Genomic DNA, 22203 nt, shown 5'->3' on the forward strand with positions numbered 1-22203 from the left:
TTTTGCCTGGGGCTGCGTTGCTCCTCGGTCACAGCCCCACTGGCGGGGGATGCTCGCTCGTCGCGCCTTGCCCCAGGCCAAATTGGGCGCAACGAACGTGAGCGTATTTACGAAACGGACCACTAAGCCACCGCCACGCAGACGGAAGGGAACTGTGCACGTTCGTCGCGCTCTGGCTCAGCGCCGTGGCCTTGATTGCGCTTTGGTTCGCCGCGCTCGGTTGAGCAACGCAGGCTGTCAATGCTCGGCCAAGACCTGGCGGACCAAGGACGGTTCATGGGAAGTTTCCTGTTCCTTTCGGACCTGCACTTGGCCCACGAACCGTGCGGACCGCAGCCTTCAGGCTGCTTCCGCGCACTCTCCGCAGTCAGGCGTTGAAGCGGCCTAAAGGCCACGGTCCGGAGGAACGGTTCATGGGAAGCCTGCTTGGTTTCAGAACCATGCACGCGGCCCATGAACCACGCCCGGCATGTAGTCCCGGCTTTAGCCGGTCGGGCGCCCCGGACCCTAAAGGCGGGACTACAAACCAACGTCGGTTCATGGGAAGGGGTCTCTTATTTCGGATTCCGTAGGAGCTCCTGGCGCTTTTGATCGGGGGAATTCGTCAGCCACGCCAACGGAAACACCGCGAAAGAGATTCTCTCATAGATGGATTTCTCGCCTCGCTCGTAAAGGCATCCGATGGATTTGTCCGGAAGCACGGTCAAACAGGAGTAGGCCGAGAGTCCGCCGTGGAGTTGTTTCGCGACCGGCCAGGTTTTGCCCTGATCGTAACTGACACGCACAGTCATCTTCTCGCGCCTCGTGCTCGCCGGATTAGAGAACAGCAGAAGCGGCGCCTGGGCCGAATCTCCCCAGTCGTAACGCAAAAGGCTCGCCTGACAGACTGGCTCGATCAACGTGCCGTCCTCGACCGGTCTCGACCAGGTGAGTCCGCCGTCGCGGCTGGTGGAAATCATCCGCCGGTTGTTGGCCTGATAGCTCCGCATGTTCAGCAGCAAGGAACCGTCGGCGAGTTCGACCACTTGCGATTCGTTGCAGTTCGGTCCGACCCCACCGCCCAGTTTCCAGTTCGCGCCGTGGTCGTCACTATAAATGACGTGCGACTGGCGCGCCGTTGTCACAGCGACTTTGTTATCGCAGGGAATCACCAGCCGGCCAGATTTCAATTGAATGCCAACGCCGGGGCCGGTCGCGTACCAGGTCCAGTTGGCGGCTTTGACAGTTTTGGTTATTTCGACGGGCCTGGCCCAACTTGCCCCATCGTCGGTGCTCTTCGTCATCCAGACCGAGCGCGTGCCTTTGCTGGTGCCATCGACAATTTGGGCTTCGCGATCCTGGCCAAGGTTATGAGTCATGGGCAGCCAGATCGTGCCTGTCGTTCGGTCCACAACAGGGCAAGGATTGCCGCAGGTGTTGGTGCTATCGTCCCAAACAACCTGGACGGGCTGCCAGGTGCGGCCCTGATCGAAGCTGCGCTTCAACAGCAGGTCGATGTTGCCCGTGTCGCTGGTCCCACGCTTGCGGCCTTCACAGAACGCGAGCAGCGTTCCCTTGGGAGTGACGATGATCGACGGGATGCGGAACGTGTGGTAGCCGTCCTGGCCCGCCACGAACACGTCCGTCTCGCGAACCGCCGACGTGTCCGCGCCCATAACTGCATGCGCCAGGCCGAACAAAAACGCGGCGGCCAAGAGAAGCACACGCAACGCAGGCGTAGCGCAGATTTTCAATCTCCACGGTTTCATGGTTTGGGCATTTCCAATTCGGGAACATTCAACAATTGGTTCGCCTTCACGGCAACCAGTTTCAGCCGGATGCCGTTGGGGTAAGTCACGTCCAGATCGCCTTCCGTTTGTTCGTGCGATCCGGAGTGCGGGTCCGCCCCAGAATGAATTCCTTCGATTGAGGCATTACCAGTTGAGGCGGGGCGAGCGTCGTCGCGGGCCAATGTCCTGGGGACGAACGTATTCTCCGTTGACTGTCGTTTCCTCCTGTTGAAATCAAATGCCGTTTCATGACCGGCAACCAACTCACATCCTCTACGGCGGAGGTTTCTTCTCCTCCTCCTCGATCCGTCTGAGCGCCATTCGCGCCTGGCGGCGGACGATGTCGTAATCGTCGTTCAGCGCCTTTTGGAGCGCGGGGATGGACTCTTTGGCCAGCGGACCGAGGCGCCCCAGCGCTTCACAAGCGAAAAGCCGGACGGACGGATCGTTGTTCGACAGCGTTTCCGTCAGGAGGGAGACGGACTTGACCTTGATCTGCCGGAGGGCGTCCAGAGCGACTGGACGATCCTCTTCGCTTTTCAAGAGAGCAAACACCTTCGGAATGACCTCGTCCGCGGATTCGCCGAACCTGGCGACGGCGTCGGCGGCAACTTTGCGAACGGCGGGTGAAGGGTCCTCGATCGCCTCGTCCAGAATCGGCAGAACCCTTTTCGAATCGGCCTCGATTCTCGCCAGCGAGGCGACGGCGTTGGCCCGAATCTCAGGAGCGGGATCTTTCACCGCGTTCGACAACGCCGGCACGGCCGCCTTCGCTTCCGGCCCGACGCGGCCGAGGCTCGCAAAAAGCGCAGCTCGGACCTCCTGGCTGCCATCGTCCACGAATTCGAGGAGCTTCGGGACGGCGGACGCGGCTGGCGCTCCGATCTTGCCTAAAGCGGCGATGAATTCGACTCGCAGCAACGCAGGGCTTTCTTTCTGGGCCAGCGCCGAGATTAGCGCAGGAACCGCCGCCTCGGCGGCGGCGCCGATCGCAGCCACGGCTCTGGCCGCGCCTTTCTGAACGGAACGGTCCGGGTCCCTCACCGCCTGGATGAGCGGTTGAAGAGCGGGTTTGGCATCCGGCCCGGCGTTCGCCAGGGCCAGCGCAGCGGCCGAACGAACCTGTGCTGATTCATCTTTCAGCGCTTCGATGAGCTTCGGCAAATAGGAATCCGTGCGAAGATCGAGTTCACTCAGCGCGAGCAAGGCGCTCGAGCGCACCTCCGGAACCGGATCGCCAGCCAGATTCTGAAGCGGCGCCACAATCGCCTTGGCGGCAGATTTCATGTCCTTGAGGATTTCGATGGCGGCGAAGCGGACGGTGGCGTTTCGGTCGTCGAGCGCTTTGAGCAGCGCGGGCGCGGCAGATTCGCCAATCGCCACGAGGCAGCGGATTCGCCAATCGCCTTGCCTGATCTCCGTGATCTGCGTGCTCTCCAGCGCTTTGATCAACGCGGGCGCTGCCGCCGGCCCGATTTGCACCAGCGCATCGGAAAAAGGAAAAACCGGCGGCTCCTCACCGACCGTTGCCACGGCTTTGATGAGAAGCGGAATGGCGGCGCCGGCAGGAGAACCGATCCGCCCCAGGACATGCGCGGCCTGTTCCTTGGCGAACGGATCGCCATTCTGGAGCAACGCCAGCAGCGGCGGGACCACGGTGTTCTCCGGCTGGGGCAAGAGCAAAAGGCCGTTAGCCGCGGCATGGCGCACCCCGTAAGCGTCCGATCGCAGCGCCGAGAGCAGCAAGGGAACGAATCGGCCGGCGTCATAACGGACCTTGCTCAGGGCTTCGAGGGCCGTCGCGCGAATGGCCGGGTCGGTTTCTCGATGAAAAAGATCGGCCAACGGTGGCGCAGCGTCTTTTGCAGCCGGGCCGATCATGCCCAGGGCGAGTGTCGCTCCGGCTCTCGTGAGCGTCTCGGGCGCGGAGAGCGCAGGGATCAACCGCGGGAGGGTCGGTGAACCAATCTGACTCAGAGCTTCAGCGGATTGCTGGCGGACTTCCGGTTCCGAGTCGTTGAGTTTTCCGATAAGCTGCGGGACGGCTTCTTTAGCCGCAGGCCCCATAAAGCCCAGTGCCTTGGCGGCGCCCGACCGGACAAGGGTTTTCTCATCCTCCAGCGCTTTCAACAGAGACGGCATCGCCGCCCCGCCAATGCGGCCGAGCGCATACGCCGTCCGATACCACACCTGGCGCCGCATGGCATCGCGTCCGCGCGGGCTCCTGGAGGTGTCCAGCGCGGCGATGAGAGCCGGGATCGCTTCTTCGGCATCCGGCCCGATGCGGGCGAGCGCCATGACGGAGTGAAACCACACTTGCTGATCGATACCCTCCATCGCGCGAATGAGAGATGGAACCGCTGGTCTTGCGGCGGCGCCCAATTGCCCCAAGTCTTCCGCCGCCTTCCTCTTGACGAATTTGTCTTCCGCCTCCAGTTCCTTGATCAATTCAGGAACGGTCTTGGGTTTGTCCTGGGCGAAGCTGGAGAGCGACTCCAAAGCCGCGAAGATGAGAATGCCCGCGAGTAGAGCATGCTTCCAGCTCGCCCAAAGCCAACCTCTGGCTGACACGAATGACCGCTGGCCGACGAAACCTGGAATTTGATTCAACCACGGATAAACACGGATGGACACGGATTCCAAGAGACACGAATTGGGCGAATTCTCACGAATCATTCTCGCCTCCATCTCATTCGTGGAAATTCGTGGAATTCGTGTCCACCTGCTTCTTCTTTCGAGGTTCATGGGCGAAATGCAAAAGGCGCAAATTCGATTCCCGCGAATCTTCTGCGCCTTGCCTCTGATCAATTCAATTCGTGGTAGGGCTGCGCTGCTGCGCCGCCGTAAATCCTAAATCCAATCGGGTGCAGCACCGCAACGGCTGCGCGGCAGCGCAGCCCTACCGACGTCAGGTTACGCTTCCAGGCCAACGAGGCGTCCGGTGCTGTCGCCGAAGTAATCCGCCGAAGCGCCCACGCGGTCGAGCATCGAAAGCAGCAGATTGCACATCGGCGTCTCGAACTCGTATTTGACGTGGCGTCCCGTGCGGATCGTCCCACCGCCTCGGCCCGCAAGCAGCACAGGCAAGTTCTCGCTGTTGTGGGCATTGCCGTCGCTCAACGCGCTTCCATAGACGACCATGCAATTGTCGAGCAACGTGCCGTCGCTTTCCGGGATCGATTTGAGCCGCTGCAAAATGTAGGAGAACTGGGCGATGTGGAATTTATTGATCTGAGCGATCTTCGCCTGCTTGTTCCGGTCCCCCTGGTGGTGGGAGAGTTCGTGATGCCCGTTGTTGACGCCGATAAACGGATACGCCTTGTTGCTGCCTTCGTTGGCGATCATGAACGTGGCAATGCGCGTGACGTCGCTCTGGAACGCCAGCACCATCATGTCGCCCATCAGCCGGATGTGGTCTTCAAACGACGCCGGGATGCCCGCAGGCCGCTCGTAACCGGGGAGAACTATCGCGGACGCCGTCGTTTCTTTTTCCGCGCGCTCGATTCGGGTCTCGATCTCCCGGATGGCGGTCAGGTATTCGTCCAGTTTTTGGCGGTCGTTGCCGGTCACGCGATTGCTCAAGCGCTTCGCGTCTTCGAGGACGAAATCCAGGATGCTCTTCTTATAACGGTCGCGTTTGATCTGGCTTTCATTGCGTTCTTTGCCAGGGCCGTTCCCGAACAAGCGCTCGAACACGAGGCGAGGATTCGTTTCTTTGGCGGTCGGGGTGGATTCGTCGCGCCAGGAGATGTTATTCGAGTAAGCGCAGCTATAGCCGGAATCGCATTTCCCGGCTTGGCGACCGGCTTCGGTGCCTAGTTCGAGCGAAGGGAACCGTGTATTTTTGCCGACGATGCTGGCGGCGTATTGATCCACGGACACGCCGGCGCGAATCTCCGCCCCTTCACTTTTCAAAGCCTGGCTGCCCGTCAAGAAGACCGTGGCCCCGCGAGCATGATGGCCCGGGCCGTCGGAATTCGTCCGACCTTTGTCGTGAGTCAGGCCCGTCAGCACCAACAAATCATTTTTGACCGGGGCGAGTGGCCGAAGCGTCGGGGTCAGGTCAAAATCCGCGCCGACTTTCGACGGCGTCCAATCCTGCATGTGGGCGCCATTGGGCACGTAGATGAAGGCCATGCGCGTGGGCGGCCTGGTCTTGTCGGTGATGCTCGCGACGGCGCGCACGGGAACCATGGCGTCGAGCATCGGCAGGGCGATCGCGGTGCCGAGGCCTTTCAAGAATGTTCGCCGGGGGAGTTGGCAATTCGTGCTCATGGGTTGGGTCCTTCTGTTTTTCGCATTTGGAATGGCGCGGATTTAACAATTTCGGCCACTAAAGTCGAGAACTTATGGCGATTTTGGGCGAGGGCCTTGCAAATCTGGTCCACCGCGCAATGGTCGTAGTTTTCCAGGCCGCGGCCCAGGGCGAAAGTTAGCATCTTCTCCGTCAAAGAGCGAACGAATGTTTGCTCGGACTTGAGGATGCGTTTCAGATCTTCCGGGCCACTGAAGGATCGGCCGTCCGGCAGGGTTCCTGAGGGATCAATCGGGAATTTGCCATCCAGAGCGCGCCAAGCGCCAACGGCGTTGAAGTTTTCAAAGGCGAAACCTAGCGGGTCCATCTTGTTGTGGCACACCGCGCAATCGGGGTTCGTCCGATGCTGTTCCATGCGCTGGCGCAGCGACGCGGAGGCAATGGCCTTTTCGTCCTCCGGGAGATCGGGCACATCGGCAGGCGGAGGCGGCGGAGGCGTGCCGAGAATCTGTTCTAAAATCCATTTGCCCCGGCTCACCGGCGAGGTGCGCGTCGGGTTGGAAGTAATGGTGAGAATGCTGGCCTGAGTGAGGATGCCGCCGCGTTGGGTCTCTTTGTCCAGACTGACGCGCTGGAACTGCTCTCCTTGGATTCCGGATATTCCGTAATGCCTGGCCAGGCGTTCGTTGAGAAACGTGAAATCGGCGTCCAGGAATTCCAGGAGGCTCCGGTCTTCTTTCATGATTGCCTCGAAGAAGAGTTCCGTTTCCTTGCGCATCGCGGTTCGCAGAGCCTGGTCGAATTCAGGAAACATTTCGATGTCCGGCGTCGCGGTGTCCAGGTTCCGGATCGTAAGCCATTGGCTGGCGAAATTCTCGACCAACGCCCTGGCCTTGGGATCGCGCAGCATCCGCTTGATCTGGGCTTCCAACGTCGCCGTTTGGCGCAACTGTCCCTTCTCAGCCAGCGCGAAAAGTTCGTCATCGGGCATGCTGCTCCAGAGGAAATAGGAAAGCCGCGAAGCCAGTTCGTAATCCGAAAGTGATCGGACAGCGTCGGACTTCTCCGGCGCCGGGTCCAGTTCCCAGCGGAACAGGAAATAGGGAGAAACCAGTACCGCATGGACCGCCAACTGAATGCCTTCCTCGAAATTCCCGCCTTCCGCCTTGGCGACATCCACGAAGCGAACCAACCGCTCGACCTCTTCGCTCGCGACGGGCCGGCGAAACGCGCGCCGGGCGAAGTTGCCCAGGATTTCGCGGGCGCATTCCTTTTCCCGGCCGGGTCGCGGGACGCAGGTTATAATGCGCGTGTGGCTGCGAGGCAACGGAGGCGGCTCGGCGCCAATGGGGCCTTCCACTTCGATGTAATCCACGATCAGATTCCGGTCTCCGCGCAATTTCGGGTCGGGATGGTCCGGGACGTTGTAATTGTTCAGATACGCGACGGCGAGCCGCTGCTTGCCGGCCTCGATTTCAGCGCGCACTTCGTAAATGACCGGCTTCGCTTCCACCGCGGCGACATCGACGATCTTCAGATCCTTTCCTCCAACGCGGAAAGCCATCCTGGGCGCCTCCGGTCCGGCTTGCTGGCCGAAAGCGCGCGCCCGGATGATGTAATTGCCCTTCTGAGCAAAATTGAATTCAGTGTAGCCTTCGCCCTCGGTATCCAGCGACAATGCCCGATCCTCAAAGAATCCGCCGTTGGCTGTGGAGGACAACGTCTCGGCCTCGATTCGCTTCACCGGAATCCGTCCGTAGAACTCGGTGACGATGGCCTGTTTCGCGATCTGCTCCGCCGCCGCCAGATATTTTTCCATCAAGATCGGCGGCAAGGACAGGACGTCGCCGATGTTGTCAAAGCCGTAACCGACTTCGTCGCTCGGAAAATCAGCGGCAGGCTTGAAATCGATGCCGATCAGATCGCGGATGGTGTTGTTGTATTCGTTGCGATTGAGCCGGCGAATCGTCACCTTGCCCGGATTCACCGGGCCGCTGCAATCGAGCTTCGCCAGTTCAGCGTCGATGAAATGGACCAGGCTCTGACGCTCCTCCTCGGACGGTTGAGGTTTCTTTTCCGGGGGCATTTCACGAGACCGCAGCATGTCCCGGACTTTTTCCCACGTATTGCGGTCGGCGAGGATTTCAGCGGCATCTTTGTAAGCCTCGAAGTTGATCTCGGCCTTTTGCTTTTCCTTCCCATGACACTCGACACAAAACTTTCCGAGCAGCGGCTTGATCTGCTCTTTGAATGTCGGGTTCGAGTCTGGCGAAGGAGGGAGAGCGGGATTGGGGATCGGTGCCGCGCCGGCCTTTTGTTCCTGCGGCATCGGGCTTCCCGCAACCCCGAAGCAGAGTGCTCCGATCAGAACAAAACCTGGATTGAATCGGCGCATTTGACTCACGGCGAAATTTAACAGACTCAGACGATAAAGGCACTCGTGAAGTTAACAATTCTTCCGAGCGAGCCTAAGGGTCTGTGCAAAAATAAATTCCGGTTTTGGCGGGAGCGCCGCCTGGCCGGATGCAAGGCGCGACGAGCGAGCATCCCCCGCCAGTGGGGCTGTGACCGAGGAGCAACGCAGCCCCAGGCAAAATTCGGCGCAACCCGAAGGGCGGCAGTTCTTTTTCGCCAGACTTCGTTGCTTGCTCCTTACAGATCCACTTCGGGATATGCTCGTCGCTCGCGCCTCGTCTGGCCGAAAAATCCCTTGCCGCGAACGTGAGCGTATTTATGAAATGGACCACTAAGTCTGACGGAGGCGACCAGGGAGCGTATTCACATCGACGGTCACGCCAGTGGACGACATGCCAAAAGCAAGTACTGATCAGACCGTGGGATTGACGACAGATCGACCGGAGAACCGTAGCGCCGATTTCCAATCGGCAGGGCGCCGGCAAGTCCCAGCGGGCTCGGACTGGGAGACGCCCCGCAGAATACAATTCTGCGATACGGCAGAGTGCAACTCTGCGCTACGAGCTTTGTCGTCCATCCCGCGGACCAAGCAGTAAGGTGGGGCGAGGCTCCCGCCGAGCCAATGCCATCGAAGCAAAGCTCCGCAGACGCGTCGCTCCACCGTCGTTAAGTGAGGGGTTACCAAAAGCAAAGCCTCATCGCTTGAAAAAGCCGAATAATCCGGTCTATTCTCGGGTCAACAATCGCGCCTCTGAGCTTGTCAGCCAGCCTCAAGGCAGATTGTGTCTCATCCAAAATGCGCGCTCGACAGACCGAACCCAGAATCGCAGATGCAACCCGTTCCGCCTGGTCGGTGGCGGGCAAGCGACAACGCAGCGATATGGCGGTGTGGAAATCTGCCTGGCCAGTTTGCGCCCTGCTCTGGCTGGCGGTTTCGTTGGGCCAATCCGAAGCCGCGCCGGTTGACCGACGTCCCTCCGGCCGCGACATCTACCGGCAGCAATGCGCCAAATGTCATGGGCGTAGCGGGCAAGGAGTCAAAGGCAAATACGACGATGCGCTCCATGGGGATTGGGCTCTCGAAAGGCTGACGCGCTACATCGATCGCAACATGCCGGAAAATGATCCGGACAAGTGCAAGGGGCCCGACGCCGCGGCCGTGGCGCGATACATATACGACGCCTTCTACTCCCGCGAAGCGCGGCTGCGCAACCACCCGCCTCGCGTCGAACTGGCCCGGCTCACCAATCGCCAGTACGTCAACGCAGTCGCCGATTTGCTCAAACACTTCACCGGCGCCGACAGTCCGCCGGGCGAGGAACGCGGGCTGCCCGGCAGCTATTTCAAATCGCGGAATTTCCGCAGCGACACGAACGCGTTTGAACGTGTGGATCGCCAGGTGAATTTCGAGTTCGGCGAGAGCGGACCGTTCAACACCCCTGAGCGGCCTCCGCAGCCCGGTGGCACCAACGAATTCTCGATGCGCTGGCAAGGCTCCGTCCTGGCCGATGAGAGCGGAGACCATGAATTCATCCTGAAGACCCCCAACGGCGCGCGGCTCTGGGTTAATGACGAGGACACGCCGTTGATCGACGCTGGCGTGGCCTCCGGGACGGCCACCGAGCACAAGGCCACGGTCCGGTTGATCGGCGGGCGCGCGTATCCGTTGCGGTTGGACTTCTTCAAGTTCAAGGAAAAGACAGCCGCGATCGTTCTGCGCTGGAAGCCTCCGCATGGCGTGGACGAACCGATCCCCGCGCGCAATCTCTCGCCCGCGCGTGTGGCGCCGACATTCGTGGTGCCGACGCCCCTCCCGCCGGACGACAGCAGCGTCGGTTACGAGCGCGGCGTTGCGGTGTCCAAAGCCTGGGATGAGGCCGCGACGCAAGCGGCCATCGAAGTGGCAAACTTTGTGGCCAAACAGCTCGACCGCCTATCCAGCAGCAAACCGAAGGACGAGGATCGCGCCGCCAAAGTTGAAGCCTTTTGTCTGGAGTTCGTGGAAACTGCCTTCCGCCGTCCGTTGACCAAGGAGCAGAAACGATTGTTTGTGTCCGCGCAATTCGCTCATTCGCCCAAGGTCGAAGACGCGGTGAAACGCGTCGTGCTGCTCACGCTGAAGTCTCCGCGATTTCTGTATCTCGGATTGGAAGGCTCGCAGGCCGACGACTTCGCAGTGGCCGAGCGGCTGGCCTTCGGATTGTGGGATTCCTTGCCGGACCAGGAGTTGTTGAAAGCCGCTGGCACCGGCCTGCTGCGCACGCGCGAGCAGGTAACGCAGCAATCCAACCGGATGCAGGCCGATCCTCGGGCCCGGGCCAAAATGCAATCGTTCTTGCACCAATGGCTGCAGTTGAACCACACGGACGATCTTTCCAAGGACGCCCAGTTGTTCCCGGGCTTCACACCGGAAATCATTGCGGACTTGCGCGCCTCGCTGAATTTGTTTCTGGCGGACACCGTGTGGAGCGCCTCCTCCGACTATCGCCAACTGCTGCTCGCGGAACATCTCTACGTCAACAACCGGCTGGCGCAGTTTTACGGAGTGCAGACGAACGCCACCGACGATTTCGTGAAGGCGGTCTTCGACGGCCGGGAACGGTCCGGTGTCCTGACTCATCCGTATTTGCTGGCGGCGTTCGCTTATCAGAAGTCCACCTCGCCCATTCATCGCGGGGTGTTCCTGACCCGGAACATCGTGGGGCGCGCGCTGAAGCCGCCGCCCATGGCGGTCGCGTTCAAGGACGAGGAGTTTGCGCCCAATTTGTCCATGCGCGAAAAGGTGGAACAACTCACGCGTGCGCAGGCCTGTCAGAATTGCCATTCGGTGATCAATCCGCTCGGCTTCAGCCTCGAACACTATGATGCCGTGGGCCGGTTCCGCACCCGCGAGGGCGAACGCCCCATCAACGCGGTTAGCGATTACACGACCGACGCCGGTCAAACCATCCGCCTGACCGGCGCGCGCGATCTGGCGAACTTCGCCGCCAGCAGCGACCAGGCCCAGAACGGTTTCATCGAGCAACTGTTCCACCACGTGGTCAAGCAACCGATCCTCGCGTACGGCGCGAATGCGCTGCCAAACCTGCGGCGAGCATTCGTGGAGTCTGGCTTCAACATTCGGAAGCTGCTGGCGGAAATCGTGACCGTGTCCGCGTTGCATGGCGTTGAGAAGCCCGTCGTGTCGTCGAAGCGTTGAAGAAGTGTTGGAGCATTGGCTCGTCAGGAGCCTCGCCCCACCTTAACTAATTTAACTACCTTACCTGAGACAATTCCTGTCTAAAAACCTTTGTCCAATCGCACAAACCTGTGCTAAACATTCTGTGCAATTAGCCTATGAACGCCATTCATCGCCGACACTTCATCAAGCAACTGGGCCTCTCCACCGCGTCCCTCCCTTTCCTGCTCGGCCTGCCGAGCCTGGGTCTGGCCAGTCCGGCGCGCCCGCGCCAGCGGCTGATCGTGATGTTCAGTCCGAACGGCACGATCCCGTCTGCGTTCTGGCCGGACGAAACCGGCTCAGACTTCAAGCTCAAGGAAATCATGACGCCGCTGGAGCCGTTCAAGGATCGGATGCTGGTCTTGCACGGACTTTCCAACAAAGTGCGCGGCGACGGCGACAACCATATGCGCGGCATGAGCTGCTTGCTCACCGGCATCGAATTGTTTCCGGGCAACATCCAGGGCGGTTCGCACACGCCGGCTGGATGGGCCAGCGGCATCTCGATCGATCAGGAGATCAAGAACTATTTCCAGAGCCGCGAGGAGAGCCGGACCCGTTTTGGGTCGCTGGAATTTGGCGTGGGCGTCACAGACAAAGCCGATCCCTGGACGCGGATGTCTTACGCCGGCCCGAACAAGCCCGTCGCGCCCGTTTCCGATCCGTATCAGATGTATCAAAAACTCTACGGCCAATTGAAAGACAAGGAGAGCCTCAAAAGCGTGCTCGACGACGTGCGCGTTGATTTGAAGAAAGTCCGCAAGTTGATCAGCGCCGAGGATCGAAAGCTCTTGGAGGAACACGAAGCGCTCGTTCGGCAGATGGAGAAAGAAATCAGCGACGCCGGCCGCCAGAAGCTCCGCGTCACCCCGCCGGCTTTCGAAGAAGGCGTGGCCGACCAAAATGACAACGTGCCGCGTTTGAGCCGAATGCAGATCGACTTGCTCGTGAACAGTTTCGTCAATGACATGGCGCGCGTCGCGACGCTCCAATACACCAAATCCGTCGGCCAGGCCCGGATGAACTGGCTCGGCGTCACGGATGGCCACCACGGTCTCTCGCACGAACCGGACAAGAACGAAGAAGCCGTGGCCAAGTTGACGAAGATCAACAAGTGGTTTGCCGGCGAGTTGAATTATCTGGCGCAGAAGCTGGCCGGCACACCTGAACCCGGCGGTGAAGGCAGCTTGCTGGACCACACAATGATCGTCTGGACCAACGAGCTCGGCAAAGGCAATTCTCACACGCTGGACAACATTCCGTTCGTGCTCATCGGAGGCGGATTTGGCTTCCCAATGGGCCGTTGCCTCAAGCTCGAGAAGGTCCCGCACAACCGCCTGCACCTTGCTCTGGCGCACGCGGTCGGGCACCGGATCGAGACGTTCGGCAAGCCCGCGCTCTGCGACGGCGGACCGCTGAGTTTGAGTTAATTTCCCCTCACCCCGGCCCCACCCTGGCCCTCTCCCCAAGGAGAGGGGAGCGCTGTCGCTGTCACGGAACAATCCGCGGCCTCCCTTGGTGACCGACGCCAGGAATCAGTCCTCCCTCTCCCCGGGGGAGAGGGCCGGGGTGAGGGGGAAGAAACCGCAAATGCCTCCACAACTCCAGAATTGCCCGAAGCGCTAAACCGGTACCGGTCTTCAGGCCCCTTCATCTCAGAATCCGACCGGGGTCCTTTTCAAACCGTAAGCGCCAGGCGAAGTGTGCGTCGAAGCAGCCTGAAGGCCGCGCTCCGAGGGAAAGAGAGTGGCTATGGGGATAGCGCCGTAGCGCGGATTTCAGCGCGTGGCAGCTCGTGGCGACGTCAGACGACGCGGCGGCGAATTGGTCCCCTTTTCTTTGAACGCTGACCGCAGCAGCCAATGGCGCTTGAGGCCTTGCATCAGGTCGTCCGCATGCACAACCGCGCTGGAAATCTGCGCGAGAATTTTATCATTCGCCTGAACCTGCGCGTTAAGGTTGCTTGTGAGATTGGCCAGATGCTCCAGCGTCTGCGTCAGCCCGGCGGCGACCGACGCGATGTTCGTGTCGGCCGTGGCCAGCGTGGAATGGGCCGCCGCCAATGCGGTTTCGAGGTGCTGATTGACGTTTGTCGGAATGAGCCATTCGCCCAAGGCGCCGTGGGAATTGGTCAGGAAACCCGTGATCGCCGTGAGGTTCGAGAGCACGGGCCGGGTTTGATCGACGGTGCCGCTCATTTGCGCGAGGAGCCGCGAGCTATTGGAAAGGATGCCGGTCAACTGATTGGTCAGTCCGAGAATGGTGGGCATGGCCCGCTCGACCTGGTTGGCGATTCGCTCCAGCCGCTCGCCCAGCGCCGGTGATTCTTCGGCTGGAATCCACCACCCCTGCGGTTGTTTTTCCAGTTCCACGTAATCGCCCGGCTTGGAGCGGTCCTTGTTCAGCACGGCGATTTGTTTGCCTTCGACGACGCTGACTTCTCCGGTGCTCCCCTTGAGCACTTCCAGCGTGCGCTTGCCCAGAAAATCCCCCGCGCCGATCCGGACGCGCGAATCGCTCCAGATATATCCGTAGTAAGGCTCGCGAATCCGGAATCGGACGAACACGTTGTAGTTGTTTTCCGAAAACCAGTTCTTTCCTGCGGGCATCCCTTCGACCTGGATGATTTCGCCGACCTCGAAGCCCATCAACCGCACCGGATCGCCCACTTTCAGACCCGTCGCGTCGCGGACGTAGGTGTGGTAGGGGATTTTGGTGAGGAACCAGCCTTTGCGTTTCGCGGTGTGATAAACGTAGTAGCCGAACCCGCCCAGCAAAAGAAGCGTGGCCAGGATCACGAACCAGCCCACGGCCCGTTCCACCTGGCTGAGCCGGGTGCGCAACTGCGGGGTCAAATCCTGAAGGGCCATGGTCGTAAACGAAGAACCACTGATCTGCGGTCATTCTCACCAATCCGAAAAGGCAATGCAATCGCCAGGTTTCCAGCCCTCTCGTAGCGCAGCCGTCCCCGCTGCGAGTTCAGACGCTGTCTCGCCGCTCGGAAACTGGGCAGGACGCCCCTTGAACCCGCAGGCGAGGACGCCCGCGCTGCTTCAAAAAAAATGCCCGCTCCGCTCCTTACGGAGCGGGCCACAGCGTTGAAGAGAAGGAGCTTTAAAAATAGCACGACCCGGACCAATTGCAAAAACGATTTCATTTCGGCCCGTCATTCTCATTTTGGCAAAGTAAGGCTGACTTGCAGTTGCGTGGAGTTGCCTTTTTTCCTGGCGTCGAGGGCAAACGAGGGAGGCAGGCAAGATGCAGACCCTTAAGGCGCTCCCGCGTTGCTCGAATCTTCGTTTGCGCCTGCGAGCCAATCCAGTATGTTCTCCCCATGCCGACGGAAGCGCCACGCAGGCATTCGCATGGTCACGCCTTCACCTTTCTTAACGCGCGCGACCGGGAAGGTCTCACCGTCTTCAGCCGCCGCAGCGTGCTTAAAGCGGGCTTGGCCGGGTTCGCCGGGCTGACTTTCCCATCCTTGCTCAGGCTTCGCGCTGAATCTTCCGCGACCGGCGCCCCAATAAAGCCTAACAAAGCTGTGATCCTTCTCTGGATGACCGGCGGACCGTCGCACATCGACACCTGGGACGTGAAGCCGGACATGCCCTACGAGATTCGCGGCCCGTTCAAAGACATCCGCACCAAGCTGCCGGGCGTTCATGTTTGTGAATACTTCCCCAAACAGGCCGCGATGATGGGCCAGTTCACCCTGATCCGGTCGGTCGATTGCCGGGAGAGCAATCATGAGCCGAATCAGGTCATGCAAACGGCCAATCGGGCCGCCGAACCGCGCGTCAATCCGCAGGGCCATTTGTATCCAGCCATCGGTTCGGTCGTGGCGAAGCTGCGCGGGCCGAATCACCCCGGCATGCCGCCCTATGTCGTGCTCAACATGAAGAGCAAATCGCACGTGGCGTGGGGCGGTTACCTCGGCAAGCAGTTCGATCCCTTCGTCGGAAATAACGTTGAGAAGCTTTTCCAGCTCCCGGGCGCGCTGACCCTGGACCGTGTTCGCTCGCGCCGCACGCTTACGCAGCAGATGGACACACTGCGCGCGGAGCTGGATGCGACGGGCCAAATGGAAGCCATGGACCGCTTCGGCCAGCAGGCTTTCGACATCGTGGCCGGCGCGCGAGCGCGAGCCGCGTTCGACCTTTCCAGGGAACCGCTGAAAACCGTGGAACGCTATGGCGAACACGATTGGTGCCGCCAGGCCTTGCTGGCGCGAAGACTGGTGGAAGCAGGTGTGAGTTTCGTCACCATTGATCTGAGCAATCACTCCGCATCGGGCACCTGGGACACCCACGGCGACAACATCCCGCCTTACGGCGGCATCTGGAACGGGCTGCGCCCATTGCTCCCGGTCCTCGACCACCTCGTTACCACGCTCGTGTGCGATCTCCAAGAGCACGGTTTGTTGGACGATACGCTGGTCATTGCGATGGGCGAGTTTGGCCGCACTCCGAAGCTCGGCACGCAGGGCAGCACGGATGGCCGCGATCATTGGCCCGTCGTGTCGTCGATGCTGATGGCGGGAGGCGGGTTCCGCCACGGACAATTGATCGGCGCGACGACGCGCGATGGCGGCGAGATCGCCGAGCGCCCGGTGACGCCTGGGGACATCGCGGCGACGATCTACCACCATTTCGGCGTTCCGCTGGACGCTGCGTATCTGGATCATCAAGGCCGGCCGCTGCGCATCGTGGAACACGGCGAACCGATTCGGGAGTTCATTTAGACCCGTTGAACTGAAAGCAGGCAAACCGCAGCAAGTCATCTCGCCACAAGCACAGATTTGTGAGAATTCGTGAAATTCGTGTCAACCTCAGGTTTTCGCCTTCGGGCATGACATCGCTCGTCCATCGCGGAGGGCTTGTTCCGCTTACGATGTGCTCGGAATCCTGCTGCACGAAGCGGAAGACCGAATTCGAGAAGTTTTCTATCAGAACTGGGGCGACAGCATCGTCGGCTGCTTCAAGGCTGCGGAACGCTCCGGATTGCTGGATCTGGATCGCGCGACGAATCCAGGCCGGTGGAAGAGCTTTGAGCAACTGGCCCAGCAGGTGGAGGCTTACTTCGAGGCTCAGGCCCGCGCCGCCGAGGGACAGAAGCGGAAGTAATCGGTAGTCAGTAGTCAGCGATCAGTAGCAACGAGAGGAGGCGCAACTCACAGTTTGACTCGGCCTGCGACTTGCGCCACGTCTTTGTCTCCCCGGCCTGACAGATTCACGATGATCAACTGATCCTTCGGCAAGGCCGGTGCGCGTTTGATGACCTCGGCCACAGCGTGGGCGGATTCCAAAGCGGGAATGATGCCCTCCAGCCGCGCCAGTTTGGTGAAGGCTTCCAGCGCTTCACGATCGGTCGCATAGGAATACTCGACCCGCTTTTGATCGCGCAGCCACGCGTGTTCCGGCCCGACGGCCGCGTAATCCAGCCCGGCGGAGACACTGTGCGTGAGCTGAATTTGGCCGTCTTCATCCTGCAACAGAAAGGAGCGCGTCCCTTGAAGCACACCGAGCGAACCGCCCTGAAACCGCGCCGCATGTTTGCCGGAAACAATTCCTTCTCCGCCGGCCTCGACGCCCACCATGAGAACGGTGGGGTCGTTCAAGAACGGAAAAAAAAGTCCCATCGCGTTCGAACCGCCGCCGACGCACGCGACCAACAAATCTGGCAAGCGCTCTTCCTTTTCCAAAATCTGTCGCCGCGCTTCGTCCCCGATGATGCGCTGAAAATTCCGCACCATGACGGGATACGGATGCGCGCCGTAGGCCGTGCCCAGGATGTAATGCGTGGTCCGGACGTTCGTCACCCAGTCGCGCATGGCTTCGTTGATGGCTTCTTTGAGCGTCTTCTGTCCGGCGGTCACGGGCACGACTTCCGCGCCGAGCATCTTCATGCGATACACGTTCAACGCCTGGCGCTCGCAATCCACGGCCCCCATGTAGATCGCGCATTTCAAACCGAACATTGCCGCCACGGTCGCAGTCGCCACGCCGTGCTGGCCGGCGCCAGTCTCGGCAATGATGCGCGACTTGCCCATGCGCTTCGCCAGAAGGATTTGCCCGATGCAATTGTTGATCTTGTGCGCGCCGGTGTGCAGCAAATCCTCGCGTTTGAGATAAATCTTCGCCCCGCGCAGTTCCTGGGTAAGGCGTTCCGCGAAGTAAAGCGGCGTGGGACGCCCGCAAAACTCCCGGAGATAGTATTGAAACTCGCGCTGGAACTCCGGATCACTCTGCGACCGGAGGTACTCGTCTTCCAATTCCTGAAGAGGATGCACGAGCGTTTCCGGCACGAAACGCCCACCGTACGGCCCGAAGTGCCCTTGGGCGTCAGGCACGGGGGTTGAGGCGACTGAACTCATGGCGCGAACGTAGCGGAACGCGTGCAGGGGAGAAAGGGGGAAAGTGGGCGACGGACGGTGCATCCACAAGTTTATCAGTGGCCGTAGCGCAGATTTCCAATCTGCTGTATCGCCGATTTGTAATCGGCATCGCGTCCGCAAGCTCCCAGGTCCGTGGACTTGTCAGCGGTTCGCAGAATGCGATTCGGCGATACGGCAGAGTGCAACTCTGCGCTACGAGGACGGAATCACCGCCAATTTGTGGATGCGCTGGGCGACGGGTAACCCCTCAGTTAACCACGATGGAGCGACGCTCCTGCGGAGCTTTTTCATCGATGGCATTGGTTCGGCAGGAGCCTCGCCCCACTGACGGCCATTTCATTCGAGGGCTGCTTTGGCTGCGGCGATGAAATCCCGAACTTTCCCGGGATTCTTTTTCCCCGGCGCCACTTCGACGCCGCTGGACACGTCCACCCCGTAAGGCCGCACCTGACGGACCGCCTCGCGGATGTTCTCCGGTGTCAAGCCCCCGGCCAGAATGACTCTCCGGCTGAGCGTCGTCGCGCGTCTGGCGAGCTCCCAGTTGAATCGTTCGCCGGTTCCTCCCAGTTTTCCCGGCACGAACGCGTCGAGCAACCAGGCTTCGGTTTCATATGCCGCCATCGTTTGCAGCGATGTCTCGTCCCGAACTCGGAAGGCTTTGATCACCGCCGCTCGGAATTTCCGGCAAAAATCAGGCGGCTCGTCGCCATGAAATTGCAGCGTGTCCAACCCGCAAGATTCCACCGCCCTTCCGACCGTCTCTTGGTCGGCATTCACGAAGACTCCGACCCTCGCCACGAACGGCGGCAAGGCTCGGATGATTTCGGCTGCGGCGTGTTCGGAGACGCAGCGCGGGCTCTTCGCGTAAAACATGAAACCCAAAGCGTCGGCGCCGGCGTCCACGGCGGCGAGCGCATCCGGAAGATTGGTAACGCCGCAGATTTTGACTTTTGGAATCATGGGCATGAATCGCTCCCGCGACCGTGCAACTTTCCGCCGCCGAGATAGGGTCTCCAACGCTGTTGAATTACGAGCAACGAAGTCTTGAGACTCATGGGCAGGGGAAACCCATAATGACGGTCTGGCGCAGGTTAGCCCCCAATGCAGCTCATGCTGCGTTCGGGCTGCACGAAATCCGGCTCGCCAATGTGATGGCGCGCTTCCTTTTGCCAGACGATCCCTCGAATCGCCTCTGCGATTTGCTCGTCCGCCGCGCCGCCGCGCAAAAGGCCTTTCACGTCGTGTTCGTGCAGACTGAACAAACAGGTCCGAATCTTGCCGTCGGCCGTCAGACGAATGCGGTTGCAGTGGCCGCAGAAAGGTTCCGTGACCGGGGCGATGATGCCAACTTCGCCGCGTCCATCCTCGAAACGCCACCGCCGCGCGGTCTCGGAAGGATTGGCAGATGGAACCGGACGGAGCGTGAATTTCGCCTGCAGGCGGCCCAGGATCTCCCGTCCAGGAACAACCAGATCTTTGAGCCAAGCGCGCCCCGAATCCAACGGCATGAATTCAATGAACCGAAAACTGAGGTTCCGTTTTCGCGCCAGCTCCGCCAGGTTTTCGATCTCATGATCGTTGATGCCGCGAATGATCACGGCGTTCACTTTCACGGGATTCAACCCGATCTCTTGCGCGCGGGCGATCCCACTCAAGACTTCGCCCAGGCCGTCGCGCCCGGTGATTTTCTTGAAATTGTCTCGATCCAACGAATCGAGGCTAAAGCTGATTCGCCGGAGCCCGGCGGCTTGGAGCGCCCCGGCTTTCCGCAGGAAGAGAAAGCCGTTGGTGGTCATCGCCAAATCTTCAAGGCCCGAAATGCGGGCGAGCTTGCCGACCAGGATTTCCACCCCCTGCCGCAGCAACGGTTCGCCGCCCGTCAGGCGGACCTTTAGAATGCCCAGTTGGACTGCGAGCCGCACGAGCCGTTCGATCTCCTCGAAACTCAAGATTTCCGACCGCGGCTTCCAGTCCGGCAAACGCGAGGTCGGCGGATTGGGGTTGCGTTGCGGATCGAACTTGGTCCGGTAGAAATGGGCCGCTTCCTCGGTTTCCGGCAGGCAATAGAGGCAACGAAAATTACAGCGGTCGGTCAGGCTGACGCGCAGATCGCGCATCACGCGGCCGAAGGAATCCGAAAGCGCAGCCGGATGCGTCATTTGCGCGGAGGCACATTGGTCGCCGGGGCGTTGGTCAGCGGAGGAATGACGCGGATGGTTCCTTCGCGCGTGAGTTCGACGTTCAGATTGTAATTGGTCTGCGTCGGCGCGGCGGCAAAGCCTTTCTGCAACAATTCTCCGCCCTTCGAGAAGCTGCCGTAAAGGCCGCGGCGAATCCATTCCAGGCGGCGAGTGATCGACAACTCGTCGCGCAGCTTGCGCACCTGATCCCGGAGCAACGCCAGATCATTGAATTGACGCTCGAGTTCGGCCTTCTCCGTTTGCAGGCGCTTGAGTTCTTTGAGCAGAAAATCCCGGTCGCCCTCCGAGGCTTCGAGTTTTCGCTGTGTGTCGGCAATCAGTGTTTCGAGGTTCCCGATCTTGCCGGTCAAATCCGCCATCTTCTTGGTATAGGCATCGCGATCGGCTTCCAATCGTGCGATCTCGGCGTCGCGCTTGAGAATTTCGGCTTTTGCGACCTCGGCCGCGGCTTTGGCATCCGCCTGGGTTTTGTCCAACGTGGCCGTGGTGGAGGCCAGCCGGTTCGAGAAGCTTTTGAGTTCATCGGTCTGCGCCGCGAAATCGCGTTCCAAACTCAGATTCACCAGTTTTTGCTCTTCCAGTTTCATCGTGGTTTCGGCCACGGTGTTGGACAGTTGCTGAATCGTCGCCGTATCCTTCTTCTTTTCCTCGACCGACATCTTATGGCGATAGAACAGCCCGCCTCCCAGAACCAGGGCAATCATGAACAAGAATGCGGCCGCCGTTTTAGAATTCATAACACGAGCACGATGCTTGGATTGACCTGGTTTGGCAAGCCCGCATCTTCGCTTGAATAACCGACGATTCTTCCTAAATTGTATTCATGCAATTGCCCAGCGAGGTCCCGGTCATGACCCTGCCGAACGCGACGCTGTTCCCGCAGGCCATGCTGCCGCTCTACATCTTCGAGACTCGTTACCGGAAGATGCTTTCCGACGCGCTCAATTCTCATCGCATGTTCACCGTCGCAATGCAGCGAACGGGCCGCGCGCGCGAAACTCCCTCCGGCATCGGCGGGCTGGGCCTCATCCGCGCCTCCATCTCCAATCGCGACGGCACTTCTCATCTCATCTTGCAGGGGATCACGCGGGTCGAACTGGCCGAAGTGGTCCGTTACAAACCGTACCGCGTTCAGCGCATCCGGCCCCTTCACACCACGGGGCGCGACAGTGTGGCGGTGGATGCGCTCAGCGCGAAAGTTCTGGAGCTGGTCGCGCAGCGGCTTGAGCAAGGCCTTGATCTTCCGGTCCACGTGCTCAAGCAACTTCGCCAACTCGAAGAAGCGAGCGAGGACGCCGCCGCGCCCGTATTCTCCTTGAAGCAAGTGATTAAATACCTGGTGAAACTGCGGGATCCGGACCAGCTCGCCGACCTGGTGTCCTGCACGCTGCTCCCGAAATCCACGGATCGTCAGACCATCCTGGAAGCCACGAACCTCGAAAACCGCCTGAAACATCTCGTCCATTTCTTGATCGCGGAGATTCGACGCCACCGAAAGCAGGACAACGCATGAGCTCGACCGATCTGCCTGAGAAAGATGCTGCCCCGTTGAGCCAGGAGGAAATGACTTCGGCGCTTTTTGCGAACCTGGTGATTCAACAAACCAACATGGCGCTGATGTTCCTCGGACGCGTTCCCCATCCGGAAACGGGCGAAACCATCCAGGACATCGACTCCGCCCGGATGCTGATCGACCAGTTGGAAATGCTGGAGGTCAAAACCCGCGGGAATCTCAACAAGAACGAGGCCAGTCTGCTGAAACAAAGCCTGACTTCGCTGCGCATGTCGTTCGTCCAGGCCGTCGAGAATCCTCAACCGGCGCCTTCGACCGCCAAAGCCCAACCGCAATCTGAATCCGTCTGCGACGCCGCGGCTTCGGCATCCTCTCTTTCAACGCCCCCACCCGCCGACGAAGAATCCCGCAAAAAATTCACCAAGCGGTATTGAAA

16 protein-coding genes are annotated in these 22203 nt (G+C 60.2%); 6 read left to right on the forward strand and 10 right to left on the reverse strand.

Going from position 1 to position 22203, the window contains the following annotated elements:
- Positions 1 to 554 precede the first annotated feature (554 nt).
- The 5 genes from FJ398_01140 to FJ398_01160 all read right to left on the reverse strand — a co-directional run bounded on the left by FJ398_01140 (position 555) and on the right by FJ398_01160 (position 8419).
- On the reverse strand, positions 555 to 1748 hold the full coding sequence (locus FJ398_01140) for an exo-alpha-sialidase (protein MBM3836560.1): 1194 nt from the start codon (positions 1746 to 1748) through the stop codon (positions 555 to 557).
- Positions 1745 to 1951: a hypothetical protein gene (locus tag FJ398_01145; GenBank protein MBM3836561.1), complete on the reverse strand. Its 207-nt coding sequence runs from the start codon at positions 1949 to 1951 to the stop codon at positions 1745 to 1747. Before FJ398_01145 ends, FJ398_01140 begins: the two co-directional genes overlap by 4 nt.
- A 91-nt stretch (positions 1952 to 2042) precedes the next feature.
- Positions 2043 to 4514 (reverse strand): HEAT repeat domain-containing protein, encoded by a 2472-nt coding sequence (locus FJ398_01150; GenBank protein MBM3836562.1) that lies wholly within the window; start codon positions 4512 to 4514, stop codon positions 2043 to 2045.
- A 168-nt stretch (positions 4515 to 4682) separates the two neighbouring features.
- Entirely contained in the window at positions 4683 to 6044 is a 1362-nt protein-coding gene (locus FJ398_01155; GenBank protein MBM3836563.1) for a DUF1552 domain-containing protein, read from the reverse strand.
- A complete protein-coding gene (locus FJ398_01160) occupies positions 6041 to 8419 on the reverse strand; it encodes a DUF1592 domain-containing protein (GenBank protein ID MBM3836564.1) in 2379 nt (792 codons plus the stop codon). The genes FJ398_01155 and FJ398_01160 overlap by 4 nt, the downstream gene beginning before the upstream one ends.
- Before the next feature lie 816 nt (positions 8420 to 9235).
- On the opposite strand from FJ398_01160, the gene FJ398_01165 reads away from it, so the two are divergent.
- Together FJ398_01165 and FJ398_01170 are read left to right on the forward strand one after the other, a co-directional pair.
- Complete coding sequence (locus tag FJ398_01165) at positions 9236 to 11638, forward strand: DUF1592 domain-containing protein (protein MBM3836565.1); 2403 nt, start codon at positions 9236 to 9238, stop codon at positions 11636 to 11638.
- 137 nt (positions 11639 to 11775) lie between these two features.
- Positions 11776 to 13089, forward strand: coding sequence for a DUF1552 domain-containing protein (locus tag FJ398_01170; protein ID MBM3836566.1), 1314 nt, complete (start codon positions 11776 to 11778; stop codon positions 13087 to 13089).
- A gap of 348 nt (positions 13090 to 13437) precedes the next feature.
- Here the strand turns inward: FJ398_01170 and FJ398_01175 are convergent, their stop codons facing one another.
- Positions 13438 to 14529, reverse strand: coding sequence for an MCE family protein (locus FJ398_01175; GenBank protein ID MBM3836567.1), 1092 nt, complete (start codon positions 14527 to 14529; stop codon positions 13438 to 13440).
- Positions 14530 to 14993: 464 nt separating this feature from the next.
- Between FJ398_01175 and FJ398_01180 the strand changes: the two genes are divergently transcribed.
- Together FJ398_01180 and FJ398_01185 are read left to right on the forward strand one after the other, a co-directional pair.
- Positions 14994 to 16400 carry a DUF1501 domain-containing protein gene (locus FJ398_01180; protein MBM3836568.1) on the forward strand — a complete coding sequence of 469 codons (1407 nt, stop codon included), beginning with the start codon at positions 14994 to 14996 and terminating at the stop codon, positions 16398 to 16400.
- 151 nt (positions 16401 to 16551) lie between these two features.
- Entirely contained in the window at positions 16552 to 16782 is a 231-nt protein-coding gene (locus tag FJ398_01185) for a hypothetical protein (GenBank protein ID MBM3836569.1), read from the forward strand.
- A gap of 47 nt (positions 16783 to 16829) precedes the next feature.
- Here FJ398_01185 and trpB read toward each other — a convergent pair whose 3' ends face one another.
- The 4 genes from trpB to FJ398_01205 form a co-directional block, all read right to left on the reverse strand.
- On the reverse strand, positions 16830 to 18032 hold the full coding sequence (gene trpB / locus FJ398_01190; GenBank protein ID MBM3836570.1) for a tryptophan synthase subunit beta: 1203 nt from the start codon (positions 18030 to 18032) through the stop codon (positions 16830 to 16832).
- Positions 18033 to 18389: 357 nt separating this feature from the next.
- The gene (locus FJ398_01195; protein ID MBM3836571.1) at positions 18390 to 19010 is read right to left on the reverse strand and encodes a phosphoribosylanthranilate isomerase; all 621 of its coding nucleotides are present in this window, start codon (positions 19008 to 19010) and stop codon (positions 18390 to 18392) included.
- Between the two features lie 134 nt (positions 19011 to 19144).
- Positions 19145 to 20212, reverse strand: coding sequence for a GTP 3',8-cyclase MoaA (gene moaA, locus FJ398_01200; protein ID MBM3836572.1), 1068 nt, complete (start codon positions 20210 to 20212; stop codon positions 19145 to 19147).
- On the reverse strand, positions 20209 to 20991 hold the full coding sequence (locus FJ398_01205) for a hypothetical protein (protein MBM3836573.1): 783 nt from the start codon (positions 20989 to 20991) through the stop codon (positions 20209 to 20211). The genes moaA and FJ398_01205 overlap by 4 nt, the downstream gene beginning before the upstream one ends.
- Before the next feature lie 86 nt (positions 20992 to 21077).
- Between FJ398_01205 and FJ398_01210 the strand changes: the two genes are divergently transcribed.
- Positions 21078 to 21767: a hypothetical protein gene (locus FJ398_01210; GenBank protein ID MBM3836574.1), complete on the forward strand. Its 690-nt coding sequence runs from the start codon at positions 21078 to 21080 to the stop codon at positions 21765 to 21767.
- Positions 21764 to 22201, forward strand: coding sequence for a DUF1844 domain-containing protein (locus FJ398_01215; GenBank protein MBM3836575.1), 438 nt, complete (start codon positions 21764 to 21766; stop codon positions 22199 to 22201). The genes FJ398_01210 and FJ398_01215 overlap by 4 nt, the downstream gene beginning before the upstream one ends.
- Positions 22202 to 22203: the final 2 nt, after the last annotated feature.

It is taken from the genome of Verrucomicrobiota bacterium (assembly GCA_016871535.1).
GTDB lineage: Bacteria > Verrucomicrobiota > Verrucomicrobiia > Limisphaerales > SIBE01 > VHCZ01.